Annotated in this window: 21 protein-coding genes, 1 pseudogene and 1 other annotated feature; of the genes and pseudogenes, 9 read left to right on the forward strand and 13 right to left on the reverse strand. The window is 52.4% G+C overall.

What is annotated here, in order from left to right; translation table 11 throughout:
• The first annotated feature begins 193 nt into the window (after positions 1 to 193).
• The 3 genes from K6958_RS20515 (at position 194) to K6958_RS20525 (ending at position 2,581) form a co-directional block, all read left to right on the forward strand.
• The gene (locus K6958_RS20515; RefSeq protein WP_249894813.1) at positions 194 to 454 is read left to right on the forward strand and encodes a hypothetical protein; all 261 of its coding nucleotides are present in this window, start codon (positions 194 to 196) and stop codon (positions 452 to 454) included.
• A gap of 50 nt (positions 455 to 504) precedes the next feature.
• On the forward strand, positions 505 to 1,536 hold the full coding sequence (locus K6958_RS20520; RefSeq protein ID WP_249894814.1) for a TIR domain-containing protein: 1,032 nt from the start codon (positions 505 to 507) through the stop codon (positions 1,534 to 1,536).
• 448 nt (positions 1,537 to 1,984) lie between these two features.
• Positions 1,985 to 2,581 carry a recombinase family protein gene (locus tag K6958_RS20525; protein ID WP_033755777.1) on the forward strand — a complete coding sequence of 199 codons (597 nt, stop codon included), beginning with the start codon at positions 1,985 to 1,987 and terminating at the stop codon, positions 2,579 to 2,581.
• A gap of 92 nt (positions 2,582 to 2,673) precedes the next feature.
• Here the strand turns inward: K6958_RS20525 and K6958_RS20530 are convergent, their stop codons facing one another.
• Entirely contained in the window at positions 2,674 to 3,558 is an 885-nt protein-coding gene (locus K6958_RS20530) for a LysR family transcriptional regulator (RefSeq protein WP_038626483.1), read from the reverse strand.
• Positions 3,559 to 3,757: 199 nt separating this feature from the next.
• On the opposite strand from K6958_RS20530, the gene K6958_RS20535 reads away from it, so the two are divergent.
• On the forward strand, positions 3,758 to 4,894 hold the full coding sequence (locus K6958_RS20535) for an alpha/beta hydrolase (protein WP_084970549.1): 1,137 nt from the start codon (positions 3,758 to 3,760) through the stop codon (positions 4,892 to 4,894).
• 356 nt (positions 4,895 to 5,250) lie between these two features.
• On the opposite strand, the gene K6958_RS20540 is transcribed toward K6958_RS20535, so the two are convergent.
• Positions 5,251 to 6,384, reverse strand: coding sequence for a glutathione-independent formaldehyde dehydrogenase (locus tag K6958_RS20540; RefSeq protein WP_249894815.1), 1,134 nt, complete (start codon positions 6,382 to 6,384; stop codon positions 5,251 to 5,253).
• Between the two features lie 71 nt (positions 6,385 to 6,455).
• On the opposite strand from K6958_RS20540, the gene K6958_RS20545 reads away from it, so the two are divergent.
• Positions 6,456 to 6,725 (forward strand): hypothetical protein, encoded by a 270-nt coding sequence (locus K6958_RS20545; RefSeq protein ID WP_133052070.1) that lies wholly within the window; start codon positions 6,456 to 6,458, stop codon positions 6,723 to 6,725.
• A gap of 137 nt (positions 6,726 to 6,862) precedes the next feature.
• On the opposite strand, the gene K6958_RS20550 is transcribed toward K6958_RS20545, so the two are convergent.
• The 4 genes from K6958_RS20550 to frmR all read right to left on the reverse strand — a co-directional run bounded on the left by K6958_RS20550 (position 6,863) and on the right by frmR (position 10,040).
• Positions 6,863 to 8,073 (reverse strand): IS3 family transposase gene (locus tag K6958_RS20550; protein ID WP_434085232.1). Its coding sequence is split into 2 segments (ribosomal slippage): positions 6,863 to 7,788 and positions 7,788 to 8,073, totalling 1,212 coding nucleotides; the frame shifts between segments, so codons are not numbered across the junction.
• Positions 7,679 to 7,795: a sequence feature (AL1L pseudoknot), on the reverse strand. (Overlaps the previous gene by 117 nt.)
• A gap of 109 nt (positions 8,074 to 8,182) precedes the next feature.
• Complete coding sequence (locus K6958_RS20555) at positions 8,183 to 8,581, reverse strand: VOC family protein (protein ID WP_249894817.1); 399 nt, start codon at positions 8,579 to 8,581, stop codon at positions 8,183 to 8,185.
• 43 nt (positions 8,582 to 8,624) lie between these two features.
• Positions 8,625 to 9,734, reverse strand: coding sequence for an S-(hydroxymethyl)glutathione dehydrogenase/class III alcohol dehydrogenase (locus tag K6958_RS20560; protein ID WP_249894818.1), 1,110 nt, complete (start codon positions 9,732 to 9,734; stop codon positions 8,625 to 8,627).
• 30 nt (positions 9,735 to 9,764) lie between these two features.
• Positions 9,765 to 10,040, reverse strand: coding sequence for a formaldehyde-responsive transcriptional repressor FrmR (frmR, locus tag K6958_RS20565; RefSeq protein ID WP_249894819.1), 276 nt, complete (start codon positions 10,038 to 10,040; stop codon positions 9,765 to 9,767).
• 314 nt (positions 10,041 to 10,354) lie between these two features.
• On the opposite strand from frmR, the gene K6958_RS20570 reads away from it, so the two are divergent.
• The 3 genes and pseudogenes from K6958_RS20570 to K6958_RS20580 all read left to right on the forward strand — a co-directional run bounded on the left by K6958_RS20570 (position 10,355) and on the right by K6958_RS20580 (position 12,808).
• Positions 10,355 to 11,320, forward strand: a complete 966-nt coding sequence (locus tag K6958_RS20570; protein ID WP_249894825.1) for a zinc-binding alcohol dehydrogenase family protein — start codon at positions 10,355 to 10,357, stop codon at positions 11,318 to 11,320.
• 349 nt (positions 11,321 to 11,669) lie between these two features.
• Positions 11,670 to 12,197: pseudogene (locus K6958_RS20575) on the forward strand (Tn3 family transposase); the annotation flags it as partial.
• An 89-nt stretch (positions 12,198 to 12,286) separates the two neighbouring features.
• Positions 12,287 to 12,808 (forward strand): DUF1173 family protein, encoded by a 522-nt coding sequence (locus K6958_RS20580; protein WP_256470562.1) that lies wholly within the window; start codon positions 12,287 to 12,289, stop codon positions 12,806 to 12,808.
• Positions 12,809 to 12,848: 40 nt separating this feature from the next.
• Here K6958_RS20580 and K6958_RS20585 read toward each other — a convergent pair whose 3' ends face one another.
• Both K6958_RS20585 and K6958_RS20590 read right to left on the reverse strand, forming a co-directional pair.
• Positions 12,849 to 13,106 (reverse strand): DNA polymerase III subunit theta, encoded by a 258-nt coding sequence (locus K6958_RS20585; RefSeq protein WP_249894820.1) that lies wholly within the window; start codon positions 13,104 to 13,106, stop codon positions 12,849 to 12,851.
• Positions 13,103 to 13,462 (reverse strand): hypothetical protein, encoded by a 360-nt coding sequence (locus K6958_RS20590; RefSeq protein WP_249894821.1) that lies wholly within the window; start codon positions 13,460 to 13,462, stop codon positions 13,103 to 13,105. Before K6958_RS20590 ends, K6958_RS20585 begins: the two co-directional genes overlap by 4 nt.
• Before the next feature lie 285 nt (positions 13,463 to 13,747).
• Here K6958_RS20590 and K6958_RS20595 point away from each other — a divergent pair, with 285 nt between their 5' ends.
• Complete coding sequence (locus K6958_RS20595; RefSeq protein ID WP_249894822.1) at positions 13,748 to 14,623, forward strand: RepB family plasmid replication initiator protein; 876 nt, start codon at positions 13,748 to 13,750, stop codon at positions 14,621 to 14,623.
• Between the two features lie 1,665 nt (positions 14,624 to 16,288).
• On the opposite strand, the gene repA is transcribed toward K6958_RS20595, so the two are convergent.
• The 5 genes from repA to mobF form a co-directional block, all read right to left on the reverse strand.
• Positions 16,289 to 17,335 (reverse strand): plasmid replication initiator RepA, encoded by a 1,047-nt coding sequence (repA, locus tag K6958_RS20600; RefSeq protein ID WP_249894766.1) that lies wholly within the window; start codon positions 17,333 to 17,335, stop codon positions 16,289 to 16,291.
• Between the two features lie 149 nt (positions 17,336 to 17,484).
• Positions 17,485 to 17,556 (reverse strand): RepA leader peptide Tap, encoded by a 72-nt coding sequence (gene tap, locus K6958_RS20605; protein WP_249894827.1) that lies wholly within the window; start codon positions 17,554 to 17,556, stop codon positions 17,485 to 17,487.
• Between the two features lie 219 nt (positions 17,557 to 17,775).
• A complete protein-coding gene (locus K6958_RS20610; protein ID WP_256470561.1) occupies positions 17,776 to 18,012 on the reverse strand; it encodes a RepB family protein in 237 nt (78 codons plus the stop codon).
• A 208-nt stretch (positions 18,013 to 18,220) separates the two neighbouring features.
• Entirely contained in the window at positions 18,221 to 18,595 is a 375-nt protein-coding gene (locus tag K6958_RS20615; RefSeq protein WP_249894767.1) for a hypothetical protein, read from the reverse strand.
• 142 nt (positions 18,596 to 18,737) lie between these two features.
• Entirely contained in the window at positions 18,738 to 23,858 is a 5,121-nt protein-coding gene (gene mobF / locus K6958_RS20620) for a MobF family relaxase (RefSeq protein WP_249894768.1), read from the reverse strand.
• Between the last annotated feature and the right edge of the window lie 6 nt (positions 23,859 to 23,864).

The raw sequence follows: 23,864 nt of genomic DNA on the forward strand, positions 1-23,864 counted from the left end.
GTCTGGGACTCCTTCCTTACAGCTCGTTCCCTCTGTTACCAAAAAATCAGTTCTAACTTAGGAGATTAAAATGACTGATTACCGCAGTGTTGCGCGGTTTTTTACTGAAGCACTATATGGATTCATCTTAGCGATGCGGAAGTATAAAGCGTAAGCACGACTTATCAAAGCGGGATTTGATAAGGTAGGTCATATGACGTACACTGAAAGAGCTAAGAATGAAGTTAACCACACCGTTATGCCAGCCTGCGAAACTGACGTAACGGTAAGAAACCCTGCCCTAGAGCGGGGTTTCTGCCATCTGACCGCCGCCAGGCGGTTTTTTTACGCCCTTTTCCCGCCGTTCGGTAATACCTCAATCCTGCCGGATGGTTCCCGCTGCGGCCTGTTGGTTCTGTTTTTCAAGGCTATTGTCGGGGCTACATTTAGTAATTTGAAAAACTCCACAAACTGATATGATTATCTTCATCTACCTAAGGCCAACACACAGAGCAAAACGTGTCCATGCATAAATCAAAAGAACAAGTTGCAGAAATATTGAGCGATTATTTTACTCTTTGTATTGCAATTGTGACTGAAGATTCTTCAGATTATCAAAAGCACGTTCTAACCTATCAATTTTCCCGGCAACAAGTCTTGGGGCTGGATAACGAGTTAATGCTCCCTAATTGGATTTTAGCCGCTGCAAGTATTCCTCTTTTAAAGTCTCATGTTGACTTACATGTTCAGGGGGGGGCGGGAAGTTGGGCCAGGAGACGAACTTATCTCCACTCAGTAATGGACACCATTCTGCAAACCTATAGAAATCCTGTAGCATCTAACTTTTCGCAGGCAATGGCTGATGCTTTTAAAGCAGCTAAGTCTGCCCCACCTTCTTATCAAGACGCGGGATCATCTAACTTTTCGCAAGCAATGGCTGATGCTTTTAAAGCAGCTAAGTCTGATTCACCTTCTTATCAAGACGCGGGATCATTGCTTTTATCACAGCATGCTGAAAATTCACATAAATCCTCTTATGAACACCAGGGTAATGTCTCTTATCCATCTAAGCAACCGACAAGTGACAACATTCGTCAGGAAGAGTTAAAGCTGGGTATGTCTAATGCCGGAAGCCCAGACGTGGAAAGTAAAAAGAAGGTGTTTATAGTTCATGGCCATGATGAGCTGTTAAAAAATGAAGTATATGTTTTTCTGAGTCAGGAAGGCTATGAACCCATAATACTCCATCTTCAGGCAAATAAGGGATCAACCATCATTGAAAAGCTTGAAGAGAATATTGCAGACGTTTCGTTCGCCGTGATTTTATATACAGCATGTGATCAAGGTAAATCTTTTAAAGAGGCTGATTTGAAATCCCGTGCGCGTCAGAACGTTGTTTTTGAGCATGGGTATTTAATCTGTAAGCTTGGCAGAGAACGCGTGGCTGCCCTTAAAAGTGACGGTGTTGAAATACCTGGTGATCTCTCCGGGCTAATAACTATCCCAACGAGTAACTGGCAGTATGAACTCCTGAAAGAACTGAAAGCAGCCAATTGAAACAACAACCGGTAACCGCCGCCAGGCGGTTTTTTTACGCCCTTCTCCGGGCATTCGGTAAAACCCTTATATTACCGAATCGCCCCGCTGCGGCGCTGAATACTATATGTTGTGCTTTTCCCAGCTGGCAGACATACGAGATATAGTGGTCTGACGGTCATCGCCGGGGCAGGCCGCGCCGGTTTTCCCGCTGCGCCGTTCGGTAAAACTCCGGCAGCGGAGGCTTTAACCGAATGCGATTTACCGCCAGCGGAGTTTTTCTTCTTGTCTTTTTTCAGAATCATGTCGAGAAGCACTAATCCTATTAGGATTATCAGGTGAGCCCTTATGACATGTACTAATACGGTCGGTTTCGTACATGTAGAATATAGCCTGTCCGAAAGTTAGTGTTTTTAATTTCGGACATGCGCTATAATAAGTACACCTATTTCGTACACAAAATAACTACATGTCACGAGTCTTTGCCTACTGCAGGGTATCGACCCTCGAACAGAACACTGAAAACCAGCGTCGTGAAATCGAAGCGGCCGGCTTTGCCATCAGACCCCAGCGACTGATTGAAGAGTACATAAGTGGTTCAGTCGCGGCTGCTGAACGCCCTGGATTTATGCGTCTCCTTGATCGAATGGAAAACGGGGACGTTTTAATCGTAACGAAGCTGGATCGCCTCGGGCGAAACGCCATGGATATCAGAAAAACCGTTGAGCTACTTTCTGCGTCAGAAATACGGGTACACTGCCTGGCGCTGGGAGGGGTAGACCTCACCAGTCCGGCCGGAAAGATGACAATGCAGGTAATCTCGGCGGTTGCTGAATTTGAGCGCGATCTGCTACTTGAACGTACACATGCTGGTATTGCGCGGGCTAAGGCATCCGGAAAGCGTTTCGGCCGCCCGCCGGCTCTGGATGACGAACAAAAGAAAGCGGTGTTCTTGCGTCTTAGTGAAGGGAAGAGTATCAGCGCGATCGCCCGCGAATTTGACACCACACGGCAGACCATTTTAAGAGTGAAAGCGATAATGGAAGACGCTGATGCTCGTTCATGAGTTGCTTTTCTGCGTATGTCCGCTTTGTGCCATAAGCGGACGTTATTCCGATAACAAAGAGCGGAACAACGAAGAATATAAATAGCTAAACTTCAGATTTTCAGTATATCAATGACGACTCTCAGTGCCGGCGACACATTGCGGTGAGGATAATACAGGAATGAACCTTCCAGGCGCTGGCTGTAACGTGGCAACGCCCTGATAAGATTGCCTTGCTCTAAATCATCAGCGACCAGTTCCTCCGGGACATAAGCCAGCCCCAGCCCCAGTCTGGCTGCTTTTGCTTCCATGTAGCTGTCAGAAAAGGCCCACTGTCCTTGTGGTCGGTGCGTTATTTTTTTACCGTCCTGAAGGAGTTCCCACTGATAAAGGCTACCATCGGCAAACTGGTAGGCTATACAAGGATGAATCACTAAATCAGCCGGTGTTTGTGGAAAGCCATAGCGACGAAAATGCTCGGGCGTAGCTACAACAACCATCTCCATGTCAGGTGTAATACGCACCGCGACCATGCCCTGTCCTACCTCCGGCCCCAGCCGCACGCCGGCATCAAACCGCTCAGCGATAATATCGACGAACCGGCTTTCACTGATGAGTTCAAGCCTGATATCGGGGTAACGGTGCTTAAATAGCGCCAGCTTCGGTAAAAGAACTTTATCAATAGCATGCTGGCTGGCATTGATGCGTACCGTACCGGACGGGGTATTCCGGTAATACGCCAGCGTGGCAAGACCCGTATCTAAAGCATCAAATCCGGATTCTGTTGTCTGATACAGTTGCTCACCTGCCTGTGTTAACGACAGCCTGCGCGTAGTGCGAACCAGAAGCTGTATACCCAGCCTTTCTTCAAGTTCACGGACAGAACGACTAACGCCTGATTGTGCAAGTCCAAGACGATGTGCCGCTGCAGTGAAACTGCCCTCCCGCACCACCTGCATAAACAAGTAGAGCTCATTATAGTTTTCCCGTTTTGCCATTTGCGCGTCCTCAGAATATCTGGCCGCAAATGATGTCTGCTGCGGCCCTTCATTTATAACAATATGCTATTAATCCTAGCAATTTTTACCCTCTAATCAGCACTATTTCTGCTACCTATAATGAGCGCATTGCATCAAAGCACAGCAGTACTCTCCGTATGAAACCGGTACCTCACTTTTCTTTTTCAGGGGAATTTAAATGAATGTTTTCACCAGAAAGCTGACAGCCGCGCTACCCGCTACGCTGCTATGCGTATCATTAAGTGGAGTTACGACAATGAGTTATGCTGACACATCTAATCCGAACTCGCCTGTTTCAATGGTAGAAAAATGGGATAAAACCTTTGCAGAGAGCGATAAGGTTGATCATCGCAAGGTGGCATTCCAGAACCGTTACGGGATCATATTAGTAGGGGATCTTTACATCCCCAAAAACCGGGGCGAACGTAAACTGGCTGCGATTGCATTAAGTGGTCCTTTCGGTGCGGTCAAAGAGCAATCAAGCGGCCTGTATGCACAGACCCTGGCCGAACAGGGATTTGTTGCGCTGGCATTCGATCCTTCTTACACGGGTGAAAGTGGTGGCTATCCGCGTAATGTCGCCTCTCCGGATATCAACACTGAGGACTTTAGCGCGGCGGTTGATTTCCTTGGATTACAAAAAGAGGTGGATCGCCATCGTATTGGATTACTCGGTATTTGCGGCTGGGGAGGCATGGCACTCAATGCGGCGGCGATGGATACACGCGTAAAAGCAGTTGCAACCAGCGTGATGTACGACATGAGCCGGGCGATGGGACATGGCGTTGGTGATGGCAAAGACCGTTATTCAACAGCCGATCGCCGTGCCGTATTACAGTACCTGAACGAGCAGCGCTGGAAAGATGCTGAAAGCGGAACTATCGCCCGCGGTAGTCACGATATTAATGTGGATAAGAATGGCAGCGTAAGCGCTTCTGAGCGAATTCTGCCGGAAACATTACCCGCGAATCCACACCCGGTACTGAAAGAGTTTTTTGATTATTACAGAATGCCACGCGGCTTCCATGGGCGTTCTGTTAACTCTAATGGCGCATGGAATGCAACGATGCCCTTGTCGTTTATGAATATGCCGCTGCTTAGCTACGCAAATGAAATCACTATTCCTGTGTTGATTGTTACAGGTGAAAAAGCGCACTCGCGCTATTTTGCAGAAGATGCCTACAAAGCGGTTGGCAGCACTGAAAAAGAGCTTGTGATCGTCCCCGGCGCAAACCACGTGGACTTATACGACAACGCTGCAGGTAAGATCCCTTTTGCCAGGTTTGAACAGTTTTTCAAAACCAGCTTAAGGTAAAAACGCAGCTCAGAATCGTTTAAAAGCCACCTGTAATACTCAGGTGGCTTTGACTCTGGATCTATCCCGACATGATGTTACATAGAATCCTTATAATATCGCACTTCATTCTCACCCACTCTCATCGTTATTACATGAATAGCGTTTATTTCGTTTATGCCTGAAGAAGATCGGGCGCTATTCACAGGTCCTGATAATATTCATAATGCGTCATTAAACATCACAATAGATACAGGGGCGAGCCTGGCAGCAGAAGATAAATATTATGACAGGATACGCAATGGTATCCCGTCGATATTTCTACATTGTTCCGGTTTAATTGTTCCGATTTAACTTTTATAACCGATCAGCGTCAGTTAAGGCTTAAGGATAACCTTCGTCCATCCCTCATCGCGATCGTCAAAGTGCTTATATCCCTCAGGCGCCTCAGCAAGTGAAAGACGGTGTGAGATTATGCCGCCCGGGCTGGCTTTACCCTGATGGATCAGACGGGCCAGCTGACGATTATAGGCTTTGGCGTTCGCCTGGCCGGTGCGGATTGACTGTCCTTTAAGCCAAAAACTGCCGAAATCAAACGGCATCTTACCTTCTTTGGCAAGGTCTGATGCAGCTCCCGGATCCTGCGGGATAAACACGCCAACCACACCAATTCCCCCGGTTGCTTTGGTTGATGCAACGAGGCTGTTCATAGTGACCGAATTATCTTCATGGCCATGTTTGTTACAGCACTGATAGCCCACGCATTCACAGCCACAGTCAGTGCCGCGTCCGTCAGTTAAGTCGAGAATTCGTTGCACGGCTTCATCGCCGGTCGCATTGATGCCCGTCGCCCCCATTTTCTCTGCCAGCGCTAAACGGTCCTGGTGTGTATCCACTACAAATACCTGTGAAGCGCCTTTTATCATGGCTGAGTGTGCGGCCATCAGACCCACCGGCCCCGCGCCGTAAATGGCTACGCTTTCGCCAGGCTTTAATCCGGCGAGTTCTGTCGCATGCCAGCCGGTAGGGAAAATGTCAGAGAGCATCACATAATCATCTTCTTTTTCTACTGCGTCAGGCGGAAGCACCAGGCAGTTAAAGTCTGCAAAGGGGACCCGAAGCAGTTCCGCCTGACCACCCTCCCAGGAGCCCATTTCAGCAAAACCATAGGCCGCGCCCACAGCACCGGGATTGGTGGTGAGGCAAAAACCGGTCAGACCTTTTTCACAATTCTCGCAAAAACCGCATCCGACATTAAATGGCAGACAGACATAGTCACCGACCTTAACACGCTCCACTCCTGAGCCAATTTCAACCACCTCACCCAGGTTTTCGTGCCCCAAAATACGTCCCTGCTCAAAGCTGGTCCGACCCTCGTACATGTGCAAATCCGATCCACAAATATTGGTGGTGGTAATGCGGACAAGCACATCGGTGGGGCGAACAATTTTTGCATCCGGCACGTCTTTAACTTTTACATCATAGGGACCGTTGTAAATAACTGCTTTCATGATCTTCTCCTGCTTGCGGCCGGAAAGGTGTGGCTGCCCTACCGGGTAAGTGTCAACTAAGTTTAGCTGCCATGATTGATAACGCAATCGACAGCAAGGCAATCGGGAGGTTTCTTATCGGATACGTTGAGGAATGCTGGCCGGGGATGACGGTCAAAGACAGCCGGGAAAAGGTCAGGATCATGCCGCATCAAGCCGAGCGGCAGCAGCCGGTAGCGTTGCGGGAATATTTGCGTAAAACAGTTATCAATTATCGGCAGCAATCTCAGACGCAGCCTGAAGGTAAAGACCCGATTTATCAGAAAGATGATTTACCTTACACCCGGCCAGTTTTTGCCTGATTCACTGCCAGAACCTTCTCAGAGAGGCACTTCCCGTTAGATACAGAGGTCGCTAAAACCCTGGCCTCGCTGAGCCTGGCACCCTGGATATGGGTTGAACCGCTCCGGTTTTCCTGGAGAGTATTTTGCCTGAGTGATCAGGCTGCCACATCCCGGTCATTCAGCGAAGCGTAATAGGCTTTTTCTGCCTCCACTGGCGGGATATATCCGGTCCGTTCCATCAATCGGTGATTATTGTACCAGTCCACCCATTTCAGCGTAGCCAGCTCAACATCCTGTCGGGTTTTCCAGCTTTGCCTGTGGATCACCTCCGCTTTGTACAACCCGTTGATACTTTCTGCCATCGCATTGTCATATGAGTCGCCCGTGCTGCCTGTTGAAGCCAGCAGCTCCGCGTCCTGCAGCCGTTGCGTGTACGCCAGTGACACATATTGCGAACCTTTGTCGCTGTGATGGATGGTACCGCTCGGGCGTCTGGCCCACAGCGCCTGCTCCAGTGCATCCAGCACGAACGACGTTTCCATCGTGGATGAGACCCGCCAGCTCACGATAACACCGGCGAACACATCAATGATGAAGGCCACATATGCGAACCCCTGCCAGGTGCTGACGTAGGTAAAATCGGCCACCCAAAGACTATCGGGCCGTTCAGCCACGAACTGCCGGTTCACCCGATCCTGCGGTGTTTCGGCTTTGTTGCTGCGGGTGGTTCTGACACTTTTGCCGCGTGTCACCCCACGTAGCTGCAGGGCTTTCATCAGGCGCTCAATGGTGCAGCGGGCAACGCCGACACCTTCACGTTTTAGCTGTCGCCAGACCTTACGCACACCGTAAACGCTGTAGTTTTCTTCGTATACGCGCTGTATCTCAGGTATCAGCACGGCATCGCGTTTATCCCGACTACTGCGTCGTTCAGGACACTTCCGGCGTTGCTGATGCCAGTAGTACGTTGACGGAGCAATATCCAGCTCATGACAGACTGGCCCGACCCCGTGTTCACCGCTCAGATTTTCCAGAAGCGGCATTATTTTTTCCAGTGGCGGTCGAGCTCCGCCTGGGCAAAATACGCTGAAGCCTGACGCAGAATATCATTGCTGCGGCGCAGCTCGCGGACTTCCCGCTCCAGTTCTTTCAGACGCTGGCGTTCGCTGGCAGTCAGCGCATTCTGCTCATCATCAACGGGCTCCTGCTGACGGATCCAGATACGCAATGTCTCGGGAGTGCAGCCGATCTTAGGGGCAATGGAGCAGATAGCGGCCCATTGTGAGTTGTAGGTATTCTGGTTTTCCAGAACCATACGAATAGCGCGTTGACGAACTTCAGGGGGAAATCGGTTATGTTTTGTCATCCTGGTTACCTCTCTCAAAGAGTGTAGTCTCCAGGATTACCGGGGCGGTTCAGTCTCATGGTTATTTCCCCTGACAGGGAGTCAGGGGAAGTATCTTTATAGCCGGACGTCAGATGAACGTATAAGCCGTGATTTTGTTACCCGCAGGGTCTCGCAGGTAGGCTGCATAGGCTCCAAGGAGATGGTTGCGCGGGCCAGGCTGGCCTTCATCTTTCCCTCCGGCGGCAAGGCCGGCTGCGTGGAAAGCATCAACCTCTTCCGGACTTGCAGCTGCAAATCCAACAGTCACGCCGTTGGCCGATGGCGCTTCGCCATTGCCCGGACGTGCAATAATAAAGGCTGGCTTTTCGCGACCATAGAGTACCCAGCCGTTGCCAAACGGGCCGAGGTTGTTGATGCCAAGCGTTCCGAGTACAGCATCGTAAAAAGCAGCAGATGTTTCGACATCGGATGCACCGATGAACACGTGAGAAAAGATGTCATTACCAGAAATTACAGGTGTTGCCATGATTCATTTCCTTCAGTTTGTATTTGTTAAGGTCAGGGCGGGATCAGTAATGAACCACCGTCCGGATAGATTTACCTTCATGCATAAGGTCAAAGGCATCATTGATTTCATCCAGCGTCATGGTGTGGGTAACAAATGGCTCCAGTTCAATCTCGCCCTTCATGGCATCTTCGACCATGGCCGGAAGCTGCGTACGGCCTTTCACTCCGCCGAAAGCAGAACCTTTCCATACGCGCCCGGTAACGAGCTGGAATGGACGGGTGGAAATCTCCTTCCCGGCGCCGGCCACGCCGATGACAATGGACTGGCCCCAGCCACGGTGAGCACTTTCCAGCGCCGCACGCATAACGTCGACGTTACCGATACATTCAAAGGTGTGGTCAATGCCCCACTTGTTGATTTCAAGCAGCACATCTTTAATCGGTTTGTCATGGTCGTTCGGGTTGATACAGTCGGTTGCACCGAACTGACGGGCAAGTTCGAATTTGGCCGGGTTGGTGTCGATAGCGATAATGCGTCCTGCTTTTGCCTGGCGAGCCCCCTGAACGGCAGCCAGACCGATTGCGCCAAGACCAAAAATAGCGACAGAATCTCCAGGCTGTACTTTCGCTGTGTTGTGAACAGCGCCAATCCCTGTGGTTACGCCACAGCCCAGCAGGCAGACGTGTTCATGGTTTGCCTCCGGGTTAATTTTTGCCAGAGAAACCTCGGCCACTACCGTGTACTCACTGAACGTGGAGCATCCCATGTAGTGGTAAAGAGGCTGGCCGTTGTAAGAAAAGCGGGTGGTTCCGTCAGGCATCAGTCCTTTGCCCTGAGTCTCGCGAACAGATACACAGAGGTTGGTTTTACCGGACTGACAGAATTCACACTCCCCGCATTCGGCGGTGTAAAGCGGAATAACATGGTCTCCCGGCTTCACGCTGGTCACGCCTTCACCGACCTCCACGACGATACCGGCCCCTTCGTGGCCGAGAACCACCGGGAAAACGCCCTCAGGATCGTTCCCGGAGAGGGTAAAGGCATCAGTATGGCAGACACCGGTGTGGGTGTTTTTAATCAGCACCTCGCCTTTTTTAGGTGGTGCGACATCAATTTCAACAATCTCCAGGGGCTTCCCTGGTGCAAATGCAACGGCAGCACGTGATTTCATATGTAATTTCTCCTCAATGTGATGTCTTAGCTATTTAAGATAGGCACGAACCAGTTCAATCGTATCGTCAACGGATTTACTGATTTCATGGCTGTAGCTGTCATTCTGGTCAAAGGTTTCCCGTATGTGGCTCTCCAGCACCTCTGCCATAAGACCGTTAGCTGCTCCGCGAACGGCAGCTATCTGCTGAAGAACGGAACGGCATTCAGTGCCATTTTCAAGCGCTCTTTCCAGAGCATCAATCTGACCCCGAATGCGGCGAACCCGGGTAAGGACCTTTTTTTTCTCTTCAGGAGTACTGGGCATTGTTTACCTCATCTTTTTTGATCTTAGATACTATAGTGGGGTATGTGCTTTTCGTCAACATATACCCCACCATAGTATAAAGGGTGGGGCAGAGAAAAAACACTGAGCGTTTTTTATTTATGATATAAATCATATTGTTAGTTAATTACTGGCTGTGATCCGGTCGGAAGGAAAGTTGCTACTAAAATGATATCTACGGATACGGAATTTGGTGCGTAGACAGTTCTGTTAAATTTCGCCAGATATTGGCTCTCTTTGATGGTCAAAAAATGAGCCTAACGTACAGTAATTTTCGATATCCAAACTGACCCCTAATTGAAGATTTGAGGCTTCCCAACCCATCCATGCCCGTGGGGCGTGATCTTTTGGTCAGAGTCAGAGCGGTCGCGGTTAATCCACGTGATCTGAAAAGCCGGCGAAACATAAGCCCTGTTGCAGGCAACCCGGTAGTTATGGGATACGACGCTTCCGGTGTTGTCGAAGCAACCGGCCCGGATGTAACGTTGTTCAGGCCTGGTGATCACATTTTCTATGCCGGTGTGCTCGATCGTCAGGGAGCCAACGCAGAGTTTCAGCTGGTTGACGAACGTATTACGGGGATCAAGCCGGCAGCACTGAGTTTTGAAACTGCCGCGTCAATTCCCCTGACCGGTCTGACAGCCTGGGAAATGTTATTTGATCGTCTGCAGTTGTCAGTGAACGGCGAGGCTGATCAGACACTATTGATGCTTGGTGGTGCGGGCGGTGTCTCTTGTATGGCTATACAACTTGCGCGCATCCTGAGTCGGGTGAACATCATCGGGACAGCGTCACGGCAGGAGAGCGCCAGAGCAGTTCGCGGATTTGGTGCGCATTATGTTCTGGACCATTCTCGCGCGCTTGCGCCACAGGTTGCCAGCCTTGCTGGACTCCCTCCCATTACCCGGATTTTCTCGACGCATACTACGTCATCTGCCTGGGAAAATATGGCAGAAATCATTGCCCCACAAGGCCGTATCGGACTCATCGACGATCCTGAACCACTGGATCTGCGTTTGATCAAATTTAAAAGCGTTTCTGTTCACTGGGAGGCAATGTTTACCCGCCCAATGCATGCTACTGCGGACATGTCTAAACAGCATGATATTCTTAACAAACTCTCATGCATGCTGGATTCCGGTAAGCTCAAACCTCCGTTGCTGGCAGAGTATGGCAGGCTGAATGCTAAAGCACTTCGCCGGGCTCATGAGGACATGGAAAATAAAAATGTGAACGGGAAAATTGTTTTTTCAGGGTTCTGATGAACAGGCCTGTCAGAGTAAAAAAAGATTCGGGTTCAGCACAATGCTGAATTCTGTCTGGCTATAGAGTAAGAATCGTACCGGAATTGAGCATTTACCCTCAGTACCTGCGGATGAAAAAGCAGTCTGCCCTGACATACTGAACAATCCCTTCTCATAAGATGCCTCTCTTTTGCTGTTTAAAGAGCTGACCAGTCCGGGCGGAGACTGACCTCGTTCCGCTTTCCAAGCGACCCCCTTGTTGAAAGTGCGACAAAAGAGATAGAGCGAATGACTATACTTCGCTCATAGCTGCCCGTCATGCCAGCTCAAAAAATAGGCTTAACGTAGGATATTTTCCGTTTTCCAAGCGGCCCCCATAAAGCAGGGAACGGTAACAGCATCACTGATGATGAAAAAGCTGGCAAGCTATCCGAAGCAGAATGGTCTGGCAAAGGCGCTGAGAGAGATTGGCCGCATCGAAAGGTCATTGTTTATGCTGGACTGGTTCAGGGATCCTTTACTGCGTCGACGCGTACAGGCGGGGCTGAATAAAGGTGAGGCTCGCAATGCCCTTGCGCGAGCGGTCTTTATGCATCGGCTGGGTGAAATCAGAGATCGGGGGCTGGAGAATCAGAGCTATCGAGCCAGCGGTCTGACGTTGCTGACTGCGGCGATCTCACTGTGGAATACGGTATATATAGAAAGAGCGATAGATTCTTTGAGACGAAAAGGGATCCCGATTAATGAGCAACTGATTACCCATCTGTCACCACTGGGATGGGAACATATCAACCTGAGCGGGGATTACGTCTGGAGAACGAACCTCAAACTGGGACAGGGTAAATACCGCGCATTACGCTCAGTGAATAGTAATGTGTACAAAAAACAGGCTTAGCGTAGGATAATTTCCGTTTTCCAAGCGGACCCCAGGAAGGTCACCTCAGCGGCACGCTGCCGCTCGGTCAGGCCGCAGGTTTTCCGGCTCTGGACGTACCGGCAGATTTAATCAGTCGCCTGAACCGGAGTTTTGCCCGTGAGCTTGGCGACTGGCGGCGCGGACAGAAAGTCATGTTGATTGCCGAAACCGATCCGCCGGTGAAAAAATTCAGACAGCGTGACGGGAAACCTGTGCCGTACAGCACCTGCAGGGTTATCGATGCGGCCCTGATGACCGTCAGTGCCCGGTTTATTCCTCTCGACTCCTCCTGGGAGGGCGTGATCGAAGAAAAACTCTGGCAGGAGAAGCGGCATTTCATCAAGCCTCTGCGTTATGACGGCGAGGCGGACGTTTTCCCTGATTTTTTGCTGAAAGATGTGCCGGGCAGGGAGATTGTGCCGCTCGAAGTATTTGGTATGAACACGCCTGATTATCTCGCGCGTAAGGCGGTCAAGCTTGCACATTATCGCGAAGAATATGGCGAGGGGAACTGGTGGTGCTGGGACGCTTACACGGCAGGTGCTGCTAATAACATCCCGCCGTTTCCTGATAGCCAGCTCATAAAATAAGTCAGCCCGTGGCAGGGGAATTTCATTCAAATCCCCGGGCTTATTTACTCTCTTCTTTCTGATAGACCGAATCGGTACCTTTTGGGAACTGCAGCGCGACAGATCGGTAGTGCTGCAGCCTTTCACGGAAATATTCTCGCAGTCCAGCAGGCTGTTCCATTTCTGTCTGCTGTGGAATTACCGGCAAATTCAGACGTTCTTTATAAGCCACTCCGGAGGCTGCCAGGTCAACATTGATTTTATCCCGTTCTTCACTGGTACGGGCGGCAAGATTATGGCCAGTTTCAGTACGGTTCATGATTTTGCGTCTTCATTGATATTAAAAAAACCAACTCTATCCGTTCTGCCATCAAGGGCACCAGGTAAAGGGAATAAGCCAAAAAAATCGTTGTAAACCAGTGGAATAATATGAGTTATATTAGTATCCAGCCCCAGATCCAGCATAGCCTGATACGCCTCCGTTCGGTTAGCAAACTCTTCAGCATATTCAGCATCAGATGAATAGATAGGCTCTCGTCTTTCGGTCTCATTTAAGGCAATAAAGGAGCGTCTTTCCGTATCAAACAGCGCAAATCCTACCACGCCAGCTATGTGGTCCTTTTCTAACTGTTGGTTAAGCAGTGCCAAATTTTTACGGGAAAATTTTGAGCTCACAATGTCCCCTTACAGTTATACAGCCGTTTCGTTATCCACTGGATAGAATAACAACAGGATCATATAGGCATAAGTGTAGATCAACAAAGAATAAGATCTGACTGAACCCAGCAGGAATGCCCCTCTCAGGGGAACTCAATACACTATAGCGGGTGACCGATACACTGGAAAGGGTAATACATCCACTGTACAGGGTAGATAGTCCACTATACCGGGTGGAACTGCTCCACTGTCACGGGTAGTATGATAATACTGTCCACACCGGCGCTAATGTTGAATAAATATATGGATAACAATAAGTTAGCTTTGGTTATAGAAGAAAAAACTAAAGATACAGGCGAAGTTATTCACCTGATACCTACACTACGTCAGACTATCCAGCCCAAAGTCCTGTTGCGCTTAGGTGTGTTTGTTCCAACACTTAAATCTACTGGAAAGGGTGGCAGAAAAAACCACAGCATTGACGCAACAGAATCACTTTCACGCCTGTCCATTGTAGAGGGTGAAGGTTATGAGCAGATCCAGATTTATGGTCCACGCCTCGATATGGATACCGATTTTAAGGTCTGGGTCGGCATAATCTATGCGCTGTCTACGCTAAAAGTCGACAGTGAAAACCAGCTCATGGTTAATTTTGCTGATTTTGCAAAATATTGTGGCTTCGATACCAAACGTATCGATCGGCAGCTTAAAATGCGTTTCGATGCATCTCTGACGCGGATATCCCGCACCAACATAAGCTTTGTGAAGCCCATACCCGGTACAGATGATCGAATAACCATTAACATGCATCTGGTCGAAAACACTTATTTTGACAGTAGCACGGGACAGATAGTCATTGTTCCTAACTCAAGGCTTAATACACTGTACAGGGTGGACGGTAAAACCAGACTGTATCTGAAGGCCCTACAAAAGCTTTCGCGCAAAGAGTCAGCCCAGGCACTGTACTTGTATCTGGCTGAACTGCCACCAACGTTCTACCGGATTGGCTTTGATCGCCTACGTGAGCGTCTGCAACTGACCTCTCACCTGGGTAACCAGAACGCAACGGTTCGCAAAGCGCTGCAGCAACTTAATGAAATTGGTTTTCTGGAATATACGGTCGAGAAAGAAGGAAAAGATTACGTTCTGAACATTCTCAAACGTAACACAAAATTATAAAGCACCCGGTATAATGGATATCCACTATACCGGGCGTAATACCCGGTACAGTGGATATTATTTAACTAAGACCAGTTCAGGCTACCTCATGAATCACCAGCGTTTCACAGGCACGTGAGACGGGGCTTATTTTAAGCGTTCCAGAACGATAATGATGATGGCCATTATCGGATGGATCAGCTTAAAGAAGAATAAAAGCTTATTGAGCATTTTTTCATCTCTTGCCGGGTAAGGTCCTTGCGCGAGTGCCTCTGGGTTACCCTTCGCGCCTGGTGCAACGGACCTACAGACGTCACACCTGACATACCTGGTTCAGGCTGGAACAGTTCACCGGTCCCCACCAGTTACCTGTTCTGGGATTTATTCCTAATAACAAAAAAATTTATTTACCCTAGTAATATCAGCAGGTTTCTTCCGGAAGCCTTACGCGTTATTTTGCCTTTCTTGAAAGCCAGTTTGCGATTCGTTATCCTTTAATGCACCTACAGACGTCACACCTGATTGATGGGATGTCTAAAACAAAGCCGGTTCCCCAGCCAGGCTTTGAACTAAACCCGCTACGGCGGGTTTTTTTATACGTATAAGGTTGCTTTGTTGATAACCACTCCGGGCATAAGCGCTATATGTTGTGCTTGTTGTTTATAAAATAACAACATAGTGAGTATTCTAGTAATTAATCGCGTCTAAACAAGCCTTGATTTTCGCAAAGAATTCGTGATCGCAAGGTGGTTAATTCCCTAAGTCCACGTTTCATAAAGCCAGCTAACTAAGTCAATTGTTTGAAAAAAAAACTTTAGAATTTGATCGAGCGCCTGGTTCTTGTGCATGTCGCTATTTTTTACGTTTCTGACAGGCTTTACCTTATGCGCGTAGCGCATGGGAAGGGACAAAGGCTGTTTCATGTCACGCTGATGTCGAACGTCCCTGGAGACGCGCCGCAGGCGCCACAAAGCTATAAATTGCACAACTCCCACCACTCCCTGCAAAGCCTGACGGGCTTATCGCGATAAATCAGGTTATCTAAGCCCTTTAGCCCCGGTGAGCGGGCTTAACGGCGCAGAGCGACGTTAAGGGCGTGATTTCCGGGGTCTTGTCCTCTGACGGCGTTTAAGGCCGTCAGAGGCTAGAGGCTTAGTTACATCATTCATTAAAGCCACTCCTGTTCCGGGCCGAAGGCCCGGGCGGGCGGGGCTTTTAATGGGTAGGGATACGCTGATGTTACCGATATTTCCGATCCAGTTAACAGGCTTCTCTTCTTATGTTGTAACTAATATCATGCCCAACGCGAAGCGGTGGGAGGAACTTAATATCTGAGCGGCGCGGCCGTCAGGCCACTGCAAGCGAAGGCTACTTTTTTTTATTCACAATCTTACCGAAGATAAAGGATCACCATGCTACGTAAGTAAGCAGGGGATTAACTACAGGGTTTAGGAAGGTTTTGCGGGTTATGTGTTCTCTGTTTCCAGCTTTGTCCAGTTATTAGATTGCGGATTTATGTGGATAACCGGAATGGAGGCCTAAAAAAAGACGCTGTCGCGTCCCGTATTTCCTTTTTTACTACTGTGAAACATTCGTAAGCTCAAAATACAGCCATTTTTATGAACCAGAACCAACGCCAAAAGCCCCAAAGAGGGGCATGATTTAGACAAAGTCTTTAGTGAACAGCTACGCTGGCGGTACGCCTGACTGGAAAAGCTCCATCTGGTACAGCTGTTGAATGGCCAGCTTTTCCAGCCGATCGGATGAGCAATAATAGGCTTCATCTGCCGACATGGATTTAAGAATATGTGTGGCCATCTCATGGACCTGAGCGTCCCACGGTAACTTCGCCAGTCTGTTGGCCCGTTTACGCTTTGCAGCCAGCTCGCGCCGGCGTTTGAGTGCCTGAGACGTCATTTTTTCTGCCCAGCGCCGGCGTGCAGCCTGTGGAGAAATGTCTTCATCCTCCGTCATTAGGCCCATTTCAATCAGCTGATGTCGTTCTTCGCTTCTTCTCAGTGCTTTTTCCTGCTCTTTTGCCAGTTTGACCAGATCGACGCCGAGTGCACGGAAACCTTTTTCTGTGATCCAGACGTATTTTGGTAACCATTGTTTAGCTGCACGGTCCCATTCCAGCTCACGCGATACATCAAGCAGACCAAACCTGATTTGCTCTTTGAGAAGGCGTGAAATCCGGGGAACCGTGATCTCCTGATCTTTAATCACATTACCCTTACTGTCTTTTGGGCTGAGTTCTCTGGCCAGTCGCGAAACACACATACCGACAGAATGCTTACCGGCATCACAGAAACTGATGAGAACAGGCCACATAGCATCCAGCAGGCGCTGTTTTTCGGGACGGAATGCGTATTTACGCCCCGCTTCAATGCGACCCTGAACATAGATTGGATGGCGGGACATATGAATGCGAATCTGCGTGGTACCGGTCGCTTTATCCGTTTTTACGAGCCGGTTATAGGCGTAACCCAGCTGACCACCCAGCGTGCGGTAATGAGATGGCCGGAACCAGCGTGGATTTTCACACTTTGGCTTCGTGGAATGATTACCCCGCCGGCGCTTCGTTGGTTTTTTCAGCGGTAAGTGAACGGAATCGCCGCTTTCAGAAACCAGAAAGGAGGTAATTTCTCCGGCATCTACGCGTTGCCAGAAACGTACCTGCGCTTCTTCATCAAGCTGACTCCAGTGCACAGAGGCGTGATTTTTATCAGCCATTTAGCCGCTCCTTACCATGCTGAGCATAGTGACGAACGACATCATGATCGGAAAGAAATCGATTCAGAATTCCTTCACGCCTGGCAGAACCGATGAAACGTAGAGAAGGGGTGTTTTTCTGGACGGAATTCCAGAATGAATTTTGCGCGTCAGCCATTCCTTCCTGCGCTTATGTTGCACAGAAGGAGTGAGCACAGAAGGTGTTGTCTTTTTCTGAGCATGAAACTATACTCCCCGTATAGAGCAACAGCTTCTATACAGTTAAGTGGACCCCGTTAATCTTTCGTCTCCGCCAAGAAACATGAAGATTATCGGGGTTTTTGCTTTTCTGGCTCAGCTAAAATGCTGTTAAACCAGTTCCCTGCCACCTTACGGCGTGGCCAACCAGTAAATCCTGCTTATCCGTAATCTACCACTTCAAACTCAGTTCAGTAAAGGCTTTACTCTAAAAGGCCTCGCTTTCTGAGCTCGTCCTCTATAAGTTTTTCAACAAACTGAGCCTGATTAACGCCTTCCCGTTTACACTCATTTATCATCAGATCTTTTAACGGGTTACGCACAAAAACCTTTATTTCTTTATGCGTTAGCCGTTTCCTGGCCACAGCGGCAAGCTGCTTTTCAGAATCCGTCATCCGTCTGACTTTTTTAGAGGAAGTAACCGTTTGATCACGCGGCATTAGCGCTACCTCCAGAATGAGATTTTCTGCAGGATAACACAGCTTTAAAAAAGTGGGTTTACATAATTTTGCCCAGCTATCCACTGGCGTCTGGACAGGATGAGCTTACGGAGTAAAGAATTTATTCTTTTAAAATGGTCGTGAATGGTCAGGATTTTCAATCCTGACCGTGAGGGACCGGCCAACCGCAGGGCGGCAGGCCGTTTGTTCATTCTGCTTTGCCGGTTACAAGCACGTTCATCAGCCCTAAATCTGAATACGCGTAGCGCAGCAGCTGCAGGCCGGCAAAGAACACTGCCGTGTTCAGAAAGGGCAGCAGCCACAGGCTCATGTTGTGCATGGCCATGCCGGCCAGCGGTGGCATGATAAGCGCGCTCACACCCGTGGCCACAAACACAGCAGTCAGGTTTCGTCCGCGAGCAAAGCGTCCTTTTTCACGTCTCACCAGCTGCGGGTGCAGCAGAAGGGTCACGGGCATCATCCCGGGGCGGCTTTTCATTTCCCGGATACGTGCCGTTTCGGCGTCCGTCAGGTTATGTATACCTGAAAAGTCCTGAATAAATGCCTCCACCACGCTCTGCACGACCTCACTGCAGCGGGGCTCGCCCCCCCCTTACTCCAGCGTCGAAGCAGCGCGCCTTTAGCCCTGAATTCAGGCAGCCAGGCCATCAGCATCATCAGGGAAACGGCCGCAGTGGCCGCAATCAGCAGTAATGTCATAGGGTCTACTCCAGCGTTTTTTGGGGTTTATGGCCAAACTCCGGCTCGGGTTCGCTGCGCTCATGGCGCATGACGTTTACTCCATCGTTCATCATCGTGGCGCGGTCTTCCCGCTCCGGCGACAGGTGATAGTCGCGGTAATCGAATGCCTCCTCTTCACGCAGCTCTTCCAGTGCCGCCGCAAGCGCAGCCTCGCGTTCGCTGTCCCTGTCATCCGGTGCGCTCCGCGCCTCATCGGGCATGACGGGTTCCGGCTCTTTCTCCTCCTGCTCCTGTGCCGCTTTAACGGCTTTCTCCAGCGCCTCGGCCTCGCGACGATCCAGCTCCTCACCCCCCGACTCTGCAGCTGCCGGCGCATTCCTGTCATCGTGACGCTCACTGTGTTCAGCCGCGAGCACCACCGGGCTGTCCGGGTTGTCCTTCATCAGCTGCAGCGCCTCAGCAATATCCGCGGCTTCCAGCACCTTTCCGTGCTTTTCCCCACGCTGCAGCACGATGCGGCTGCCGTCCGCTGCCCCTTCATAGTGAGCGGCAGAAAAATCCACTTCCCCGCTTGAGGGCGAAACGGGAACGTGCCAGTTGCCCCGCTGTCTTCCGTGCTCGTTAATAACCGGCCAGAGCATCTCCGGCGTTTTACCCGCCATAAACCGCGCATCCGCCGTCAGGTCCTGGTCAACCCGGTCCGCCAGTCGCGTCCCGGACACCGGCAGGCTTTTCTCCCATGCCTGCACCTCCCGTCCCGCACGCACGTCCTCCGCCCGCATCAGCACGTCGTGCACCGTCTGGCGCCGCCCGCTTTTGCTTTCAACCCGGTCGGCCCAGCCGGACAGGTTGTCGAAGTAGGTCTGAACGTGTTCTTTTGCCCTTGAGAGCTGCACATAGGTGCTGTCCAGGGCGGCCATCATTTTGCGCGCCCCCTCTTCCCCGAACAGGCCAATCAGGTATTTTACTGACGCGCCCTGCGAGCTGTAGGTGGTGACGCCGTAGCCGTAGTCCAGATGACGGTCGGCGTAACGCGCGGCCGGCTCAAATGACAGCTGACGGTCGCCGGTATCAAGCGTGATTTTTCCGTCCGCCGCAATGCCTGACACCACGGCCATGTCGCTGGCGCGCAGGTTGCGGTCGCGGTCGGTGGCCGTCAGGCGGATTTTTTCACCGGGGCTGATTTCCCTCGTCACCTCCTCAAATACCGCCACCTCTTCCTTGCGCAGTTCGGCAGGTCTGACCCAGCGGTCAGCGGCTCCGTCAAGCCCGGCCATGCGCACCACGCCGCTTTCTGCGTCTGTTTTGCCGATCCGGTAATACTGTTCGCCCCGCTTAACCACTTTCCCCTCCTGCTCTTCCCAGAACGCCTGCCGCCCGAGGTCGGCATTACTGTTATTAATGCGCATCAGCAGCGGCAGCGTGACACCGTCACCCAGCGTGCCCTGCTCCCGAAGGCGCGCATGCACCGCCTCATTTATGGCCTGGCGATCGGCATTGAGCTCCGTCACGATAAGCGTGTTGTCACGCGCCTCCGCCGTGCGCCCGCTGTAATCGTCCGCAATAAGGCCGATGAGGTCCGGGCCCGTTTTCTCATCCGGACCGGTCTCCTCTTTTTCCATTTTGCTGCCGTCCATCGTGCTGCTTTCCGGCACGTAGGCGCCCGGCTGGCGCGGCACGCTCTGCGGGCTGGTTTCGGCCGTTATCCGTACCGCCTCACGCACGTTGCCGGCAATAACGGCCTCCACGGCAGGCTTCAGCGCGGGGATCTGACGCACGATTTCCTTCATCACCGCGACATCGGCCGCGCTGCGTTCAAGCGCCAGTGCAAAGGGCGCACCGGACTCCAGCGATTTCAGCTGGTCCTGGTCACCGCTCAGAACGGCGCGGCCGCCGCCTTCGGCGATCACGTTCATCAGCGAGGCCATCTGGGCGTTGCCGTTCATGGACGATTCATCGATGACAAAGAGGGTGTTTCGGAAGTCACGCGCCTGCCCGGCGGCCTGCCACTGGCTGCTTTCGCTGAGAAAGCTGGCGATGGTCTGCGAAGGAATGCCCGCGTCGGAAAGTTCACTGACGGCGCGGTGCGTGGGTGCCAGGCCGCGAATTTCCGGGCCGTCCGCCACGGCTGCCAGCGCCGCCGCCACGGTGCGGTACTGCGTGGTTTTCCCCACCCCGGCGTAACCCTGGATGGCGGTGAAGCGGTCGCGCGTGGTCAGGATAAGGTTGCCCGCCCCGCGCTGCCCCTCCGTCAGGCCAGCCGCGTTCTCCTCACTCAGCCCCCCTGTCAGCAGCGGCTTCACGCTGTTTTTTCCTTCGGCGACGTGGCGCAGGATAGATACTTCGTTTTCAAAGTTTTCGCGCGAGATGTATCTGCCTGCCGCGCCCTGCTCCGCGCTGAGTTCAAAAATCTCGCCGCGCTGCACCAGGCGTGACAGCTCCTCCTGCGCACGATCGGGGGTTATGCTGCGGTCTGTACTGATAACGTTAGCCAGCACCCGGACCCCCGTGAACGTGACGTCCGTGCCGGCGGCTTTCTCAATGGCCAGGCGCATTACGCGCTCCGGCTGCGACATCCTGCGCGATTCCAGCTCGCGCAGCGCGTCGGTCAGGTCGCTTTCGCCCGAGAGCGACTTAATGCCCTGCGTCACGCTCACCACCGGGCGGTTTTCCTCCAGCCGGCGGCCGATGGTGACCTCGTCCAGCGGGGTGAAGGCGATGACATTTGAGCCGCTGCGGCGCAGCATGTTGACGGTCGCGTCGTTCACTTCTTTGCCCGCCAGCACCGCCACCACGCTGCCCTCCGTGCGCCGCGTGGCACCAAAGGACTCTGTATAGGCGTAATCGGCGTACAGCGGCGCGTTGCGGTCCAGCTTCACGCGCTCGCCTTTTGCGTTTTCCATCAGGATGACGTCCTTAAACAGCCAGCGTCCCTCTTTCACACCGGTGACGGTCAGCCGCTCGCCGCTGCCGGCACGGCTGCCGAGCTCAGCCGTGGCGCGCAGCTGCTCGCCCTCTCGCAGCTCCAGCTTTTTCTCCCGGAACAGCCGGTAATGGCTGTCAATGCTGCTGATGCTGATCCCATGTTTCTGGCCCTTTTCGTCCGACACCGTCAGCAGGTTGTGACGCTCGCTGACGCCGGTAATGGTAAAAACCGACTTCTGCCCCGGCCCCTCGTGCTGCTCCAGCACCATGCCCGCGCGGTACACGCTGCGGTCGTTGCGGTTGGTGGCGTCCAGCCACACCGGCACCCGTACCGTGGCCTCACCCAGTACCCGTCCGAGCTGGCCCTCATCGGTCAGGATTTCCCGGGTGCGGGCCGTGAGCTGGTCGCGCGTGCGCGCGTTGCCCGCCTGCAGCGATACCGGACGCCCCAGCGCCTTTTCCTGGGCGTAGTAGCGCGCCGCCACGCTGAGCCGGTCTTCTACCGTGTCCTTCTGCACCATCGTCACGCGTACGTTTTCGGTTTTCGGGGTGGCGGTGAACTGCTTCACGCCCGCGCTGCTCAGCACTTCGGACGCAAAGCCCGCCGTTCGCCTGGCGTGCGTGTCGGTCACAAGCGTGGTGCCCTCCTGCTGCGCGGCCGCTTTCAGCACGTCGTGCAGCCCGGAGGTATTAAACCGCTCAGCCTCCGCGACCAGCACCAGCGGACGTGCCGGCAGCTCAGCGGTTTTCATCTCCTCCGCCGTCATAAGCATCACACCGGGTTTATCCCCGAAGGTGGCCTGCTGGCGCTTTCGCGCAGCTCCGTCGGCCGCCACCACGATTAACGGACGTTTGTTTTCGCCGGCCATCGCCATGATGCTGCGGTTCAGATCGCTGATGAACTGCGTGCCGCCGCGCACATCGATGAGCGACACGGCACGATCGCCGTCAGCCACCTGCACCAGCACGCCCTTTTCTCCCGCCAGTGCCAGAAGCCCGCCGCGTTTCTCCGCAAGACCTGCGGCCAGCTGCGCCAGGCGCGCCTCGTCGCGGACGTGGGCTGCGGTGGTGAACAGCGTCTGGTTCTTGTCCACGGCGATCAGCTGACCGCGCCCGATGGCATTATCAATGGCACTGCGGGCCTGACCGTACACACCCGGCTCAACCGGGACGTGATTCAGCACGCTCGTCATCACGTCGTCGTAGGTCACGCGCACGCTTTTTGAGGACAGGCGATCAATCGCCTCGCGCACCGCACCGTCCAGCAAGGAAGGTGTGGCCACCTTTTTCTCTTCATTGGCGCTTTTTGCCTCCAGCGTCTGGCGGCGCGCCGCCACTTCCTGCCTGAACGTCTCCGCATCAAAACCGGTACCCTTCAGCACTGACTGCCAGTGTTCGCGCAGCGTTTCGGGATCTTCAAAATGTTTGGCCTGCCGGGAGTCGAGCGCAGCCATGCTCTTTTGCTTCGCCGTGGCGTTCTCGCCGACCAGATCGACTATCTCTTGGCGGCGCGAGGAAAACGGCTTTACCGGCACGCCGGTGATGTCCCATTCGCCGCGCGGGCCGGTGTCTTCCGTCTGGTAGCCCGCCGGCTCAATAATGGAACGGAAATGGCCGCGATAGAGCGCGCCGATGCTGACCTGCTCGTTCCACACCACGTCGGTAAAGCCCTGTTTGCCGTTGATATCGGTGGAAAGGGTTTTCCAGCCGTTTTCCGAGAGCGTGGCGTTGGCAATGACCGCGTGCGTGTGCATCGCCGGGTCCAGGTTGCGGCTGGTATCGTGCATGAAGGTGGCAATTACCAGATTGCCGGTTTTCTCCATTTCGGTGATGCCGTCGGTCATGGTGCGCGTGGTGGCCAGCTTCTCCACCTCGTCCAGCGTGCGCCGCACCGCCTCTTTATGGGCATCCACCAGGAAGGTATCGCCGGTTACCAGCGCCAGTACCGACGCGCTTTTGGGCGCCGAGAACGTCAGGTCATAGCCCGGGCGGTGTTTATTAATCCCGCCCTCCATGCGACGCATGTCAGTGCCGTCCGGCAGCTGACCTTCCAGCACCGCCACGAAAGTATCGCGGTTTACCGGGCCTTCCAGGCCCAGGTTTTCCGCACCGGTGCCGTACCACTCCGTGGACTGCTCGCCGAGAAAGTAATAGTTATCTTCACTGGTATAGTAGGCGCCGGCCTTGCCGGCGTTTTTGACTGAAGAGACTGACAGCATGATTCA

The sequence above is a fragment of the Mixta hanseatica genome, from assembly GCF_023517775.1.
GTDB classification, from domain to species: domain Bacteria; phylum Pseudomonadota; class Gammaproteobacteria; order Enterobacterales; family Enterobacteriaceae; genus Mixta; species Mixta hanseatica.

What these genes read in the sequence shown, in the direction of transcription:
- K6958_RS20515 (WP_249894813.1), top strand. Translation starts at nt 194, where the DNA reads ATGACGTACACTGAAAGAGCTAAGAATGAAGTTAACCACACCGTTATG.
- K6958_RS20520 (WP_249894814.1), top strand. Translation starts at nt 505, where the DNA reads ATGCATAAATCAAAAGAACAAGTTGCAGAAATATTGAGCGATTATTTT.
- K6958_RS20525 (WP_033755777.1), top strand. Translation starts at nt 1,985, where the DNA reads ATGTCACGAGTCTTTGCCTACTGCAGGGTATCGACCCTCGAACAGAAC.
- K6958_RS20530 (WP_038626483.1), bottom strand. Translation starts at nt 3,558, where the DNA reads ATGGCAAAACGGGAAAACTATAATGAGCTCTACTTGTTTATGCAGGTG.
- K6958_RS20535 (WP_084970549.1), top strand. Translation starts at nt 3,758, where the DNA reads ATGAATGTTTTCACCAGAAAGCTGACAGCCGCGCTACCCGCTACGCTG.
- K6958_RS20540 (WP_249894815.1), bottom strand. Translation starts at nt 6,384, where the DNA reads ATGAAAGCAGTTATTTACAACGGTCCCTATGATGTAAAAGTTAAAGAC.
- K6958_RS20545 (WP_133052070.1), top strand. Translation starts at nt 6,456, where the DNA reads ATGATTGATAACGCAATCGACAGCAAGGCAATCGGGAGGTTTCTTATC.
- K6958_RS20555 (WP_249894817.1), bottom strand. Translation starts at nt 8,581, where the DNA reads ATGGCAACACCTGTAATTTCTGGTAATGACATCTTTTCTCACGTGTTC.
- K6958_RS20560 (WP_249894818.1), bottom strand. Translation starts at nt 9,734, where the DNA reads ATGAAATCACGTGCTGCCGTTGCATTTGCACCAGGGAAGCCCCTGGAG.
- frmR (WP_249894819.1), bottom strand. Translation starts at nt 10,040, where the DNA reads ATGCCCAGTACTCCTGAAGAGAAAAAAAAGGTCCTTACCCGGGTTCGC.
- K6958_RS20585 (WP_249894820.1), bottom strand. Translation starts at nt 13,106, where the DNA reads ATGAACCGTACTGAAACTGGCCATAATCTTGCCGCCCGTACCAGTGAA.
- K6958_RS20595 (WP_249894822.1), top strand. Translation starts at nt 13,748, where the DNA reads ATGGATAACAATAAGTTAGCTTTGGTTATAGAAGAAAAAACTAAAGAT.
- repA (WP_249894766.1), bottom strand. Translation starts at nt 17,335, where the DNA reads ATGGCTGATAAAAATCACGCCTCTGTGCACTGGAGTCAGCTTGATGAA.
- K6958_RS20610 (WP_256470561.1), bottom strand. Translation starts at nt 18,012, where the DNA reads ATGCCGCGTGATCAAACGGTTACTTCCTCTAAAAAAGTCAGACGGATG.
- mobF (WP_249894768.1), bottom strand. Translation starts at nt 23,858, where the DNA reads ATGCTGTCAGTCTCTTCAGTCAAAAACGCCGGCAAGGCCGGCGCCTAC.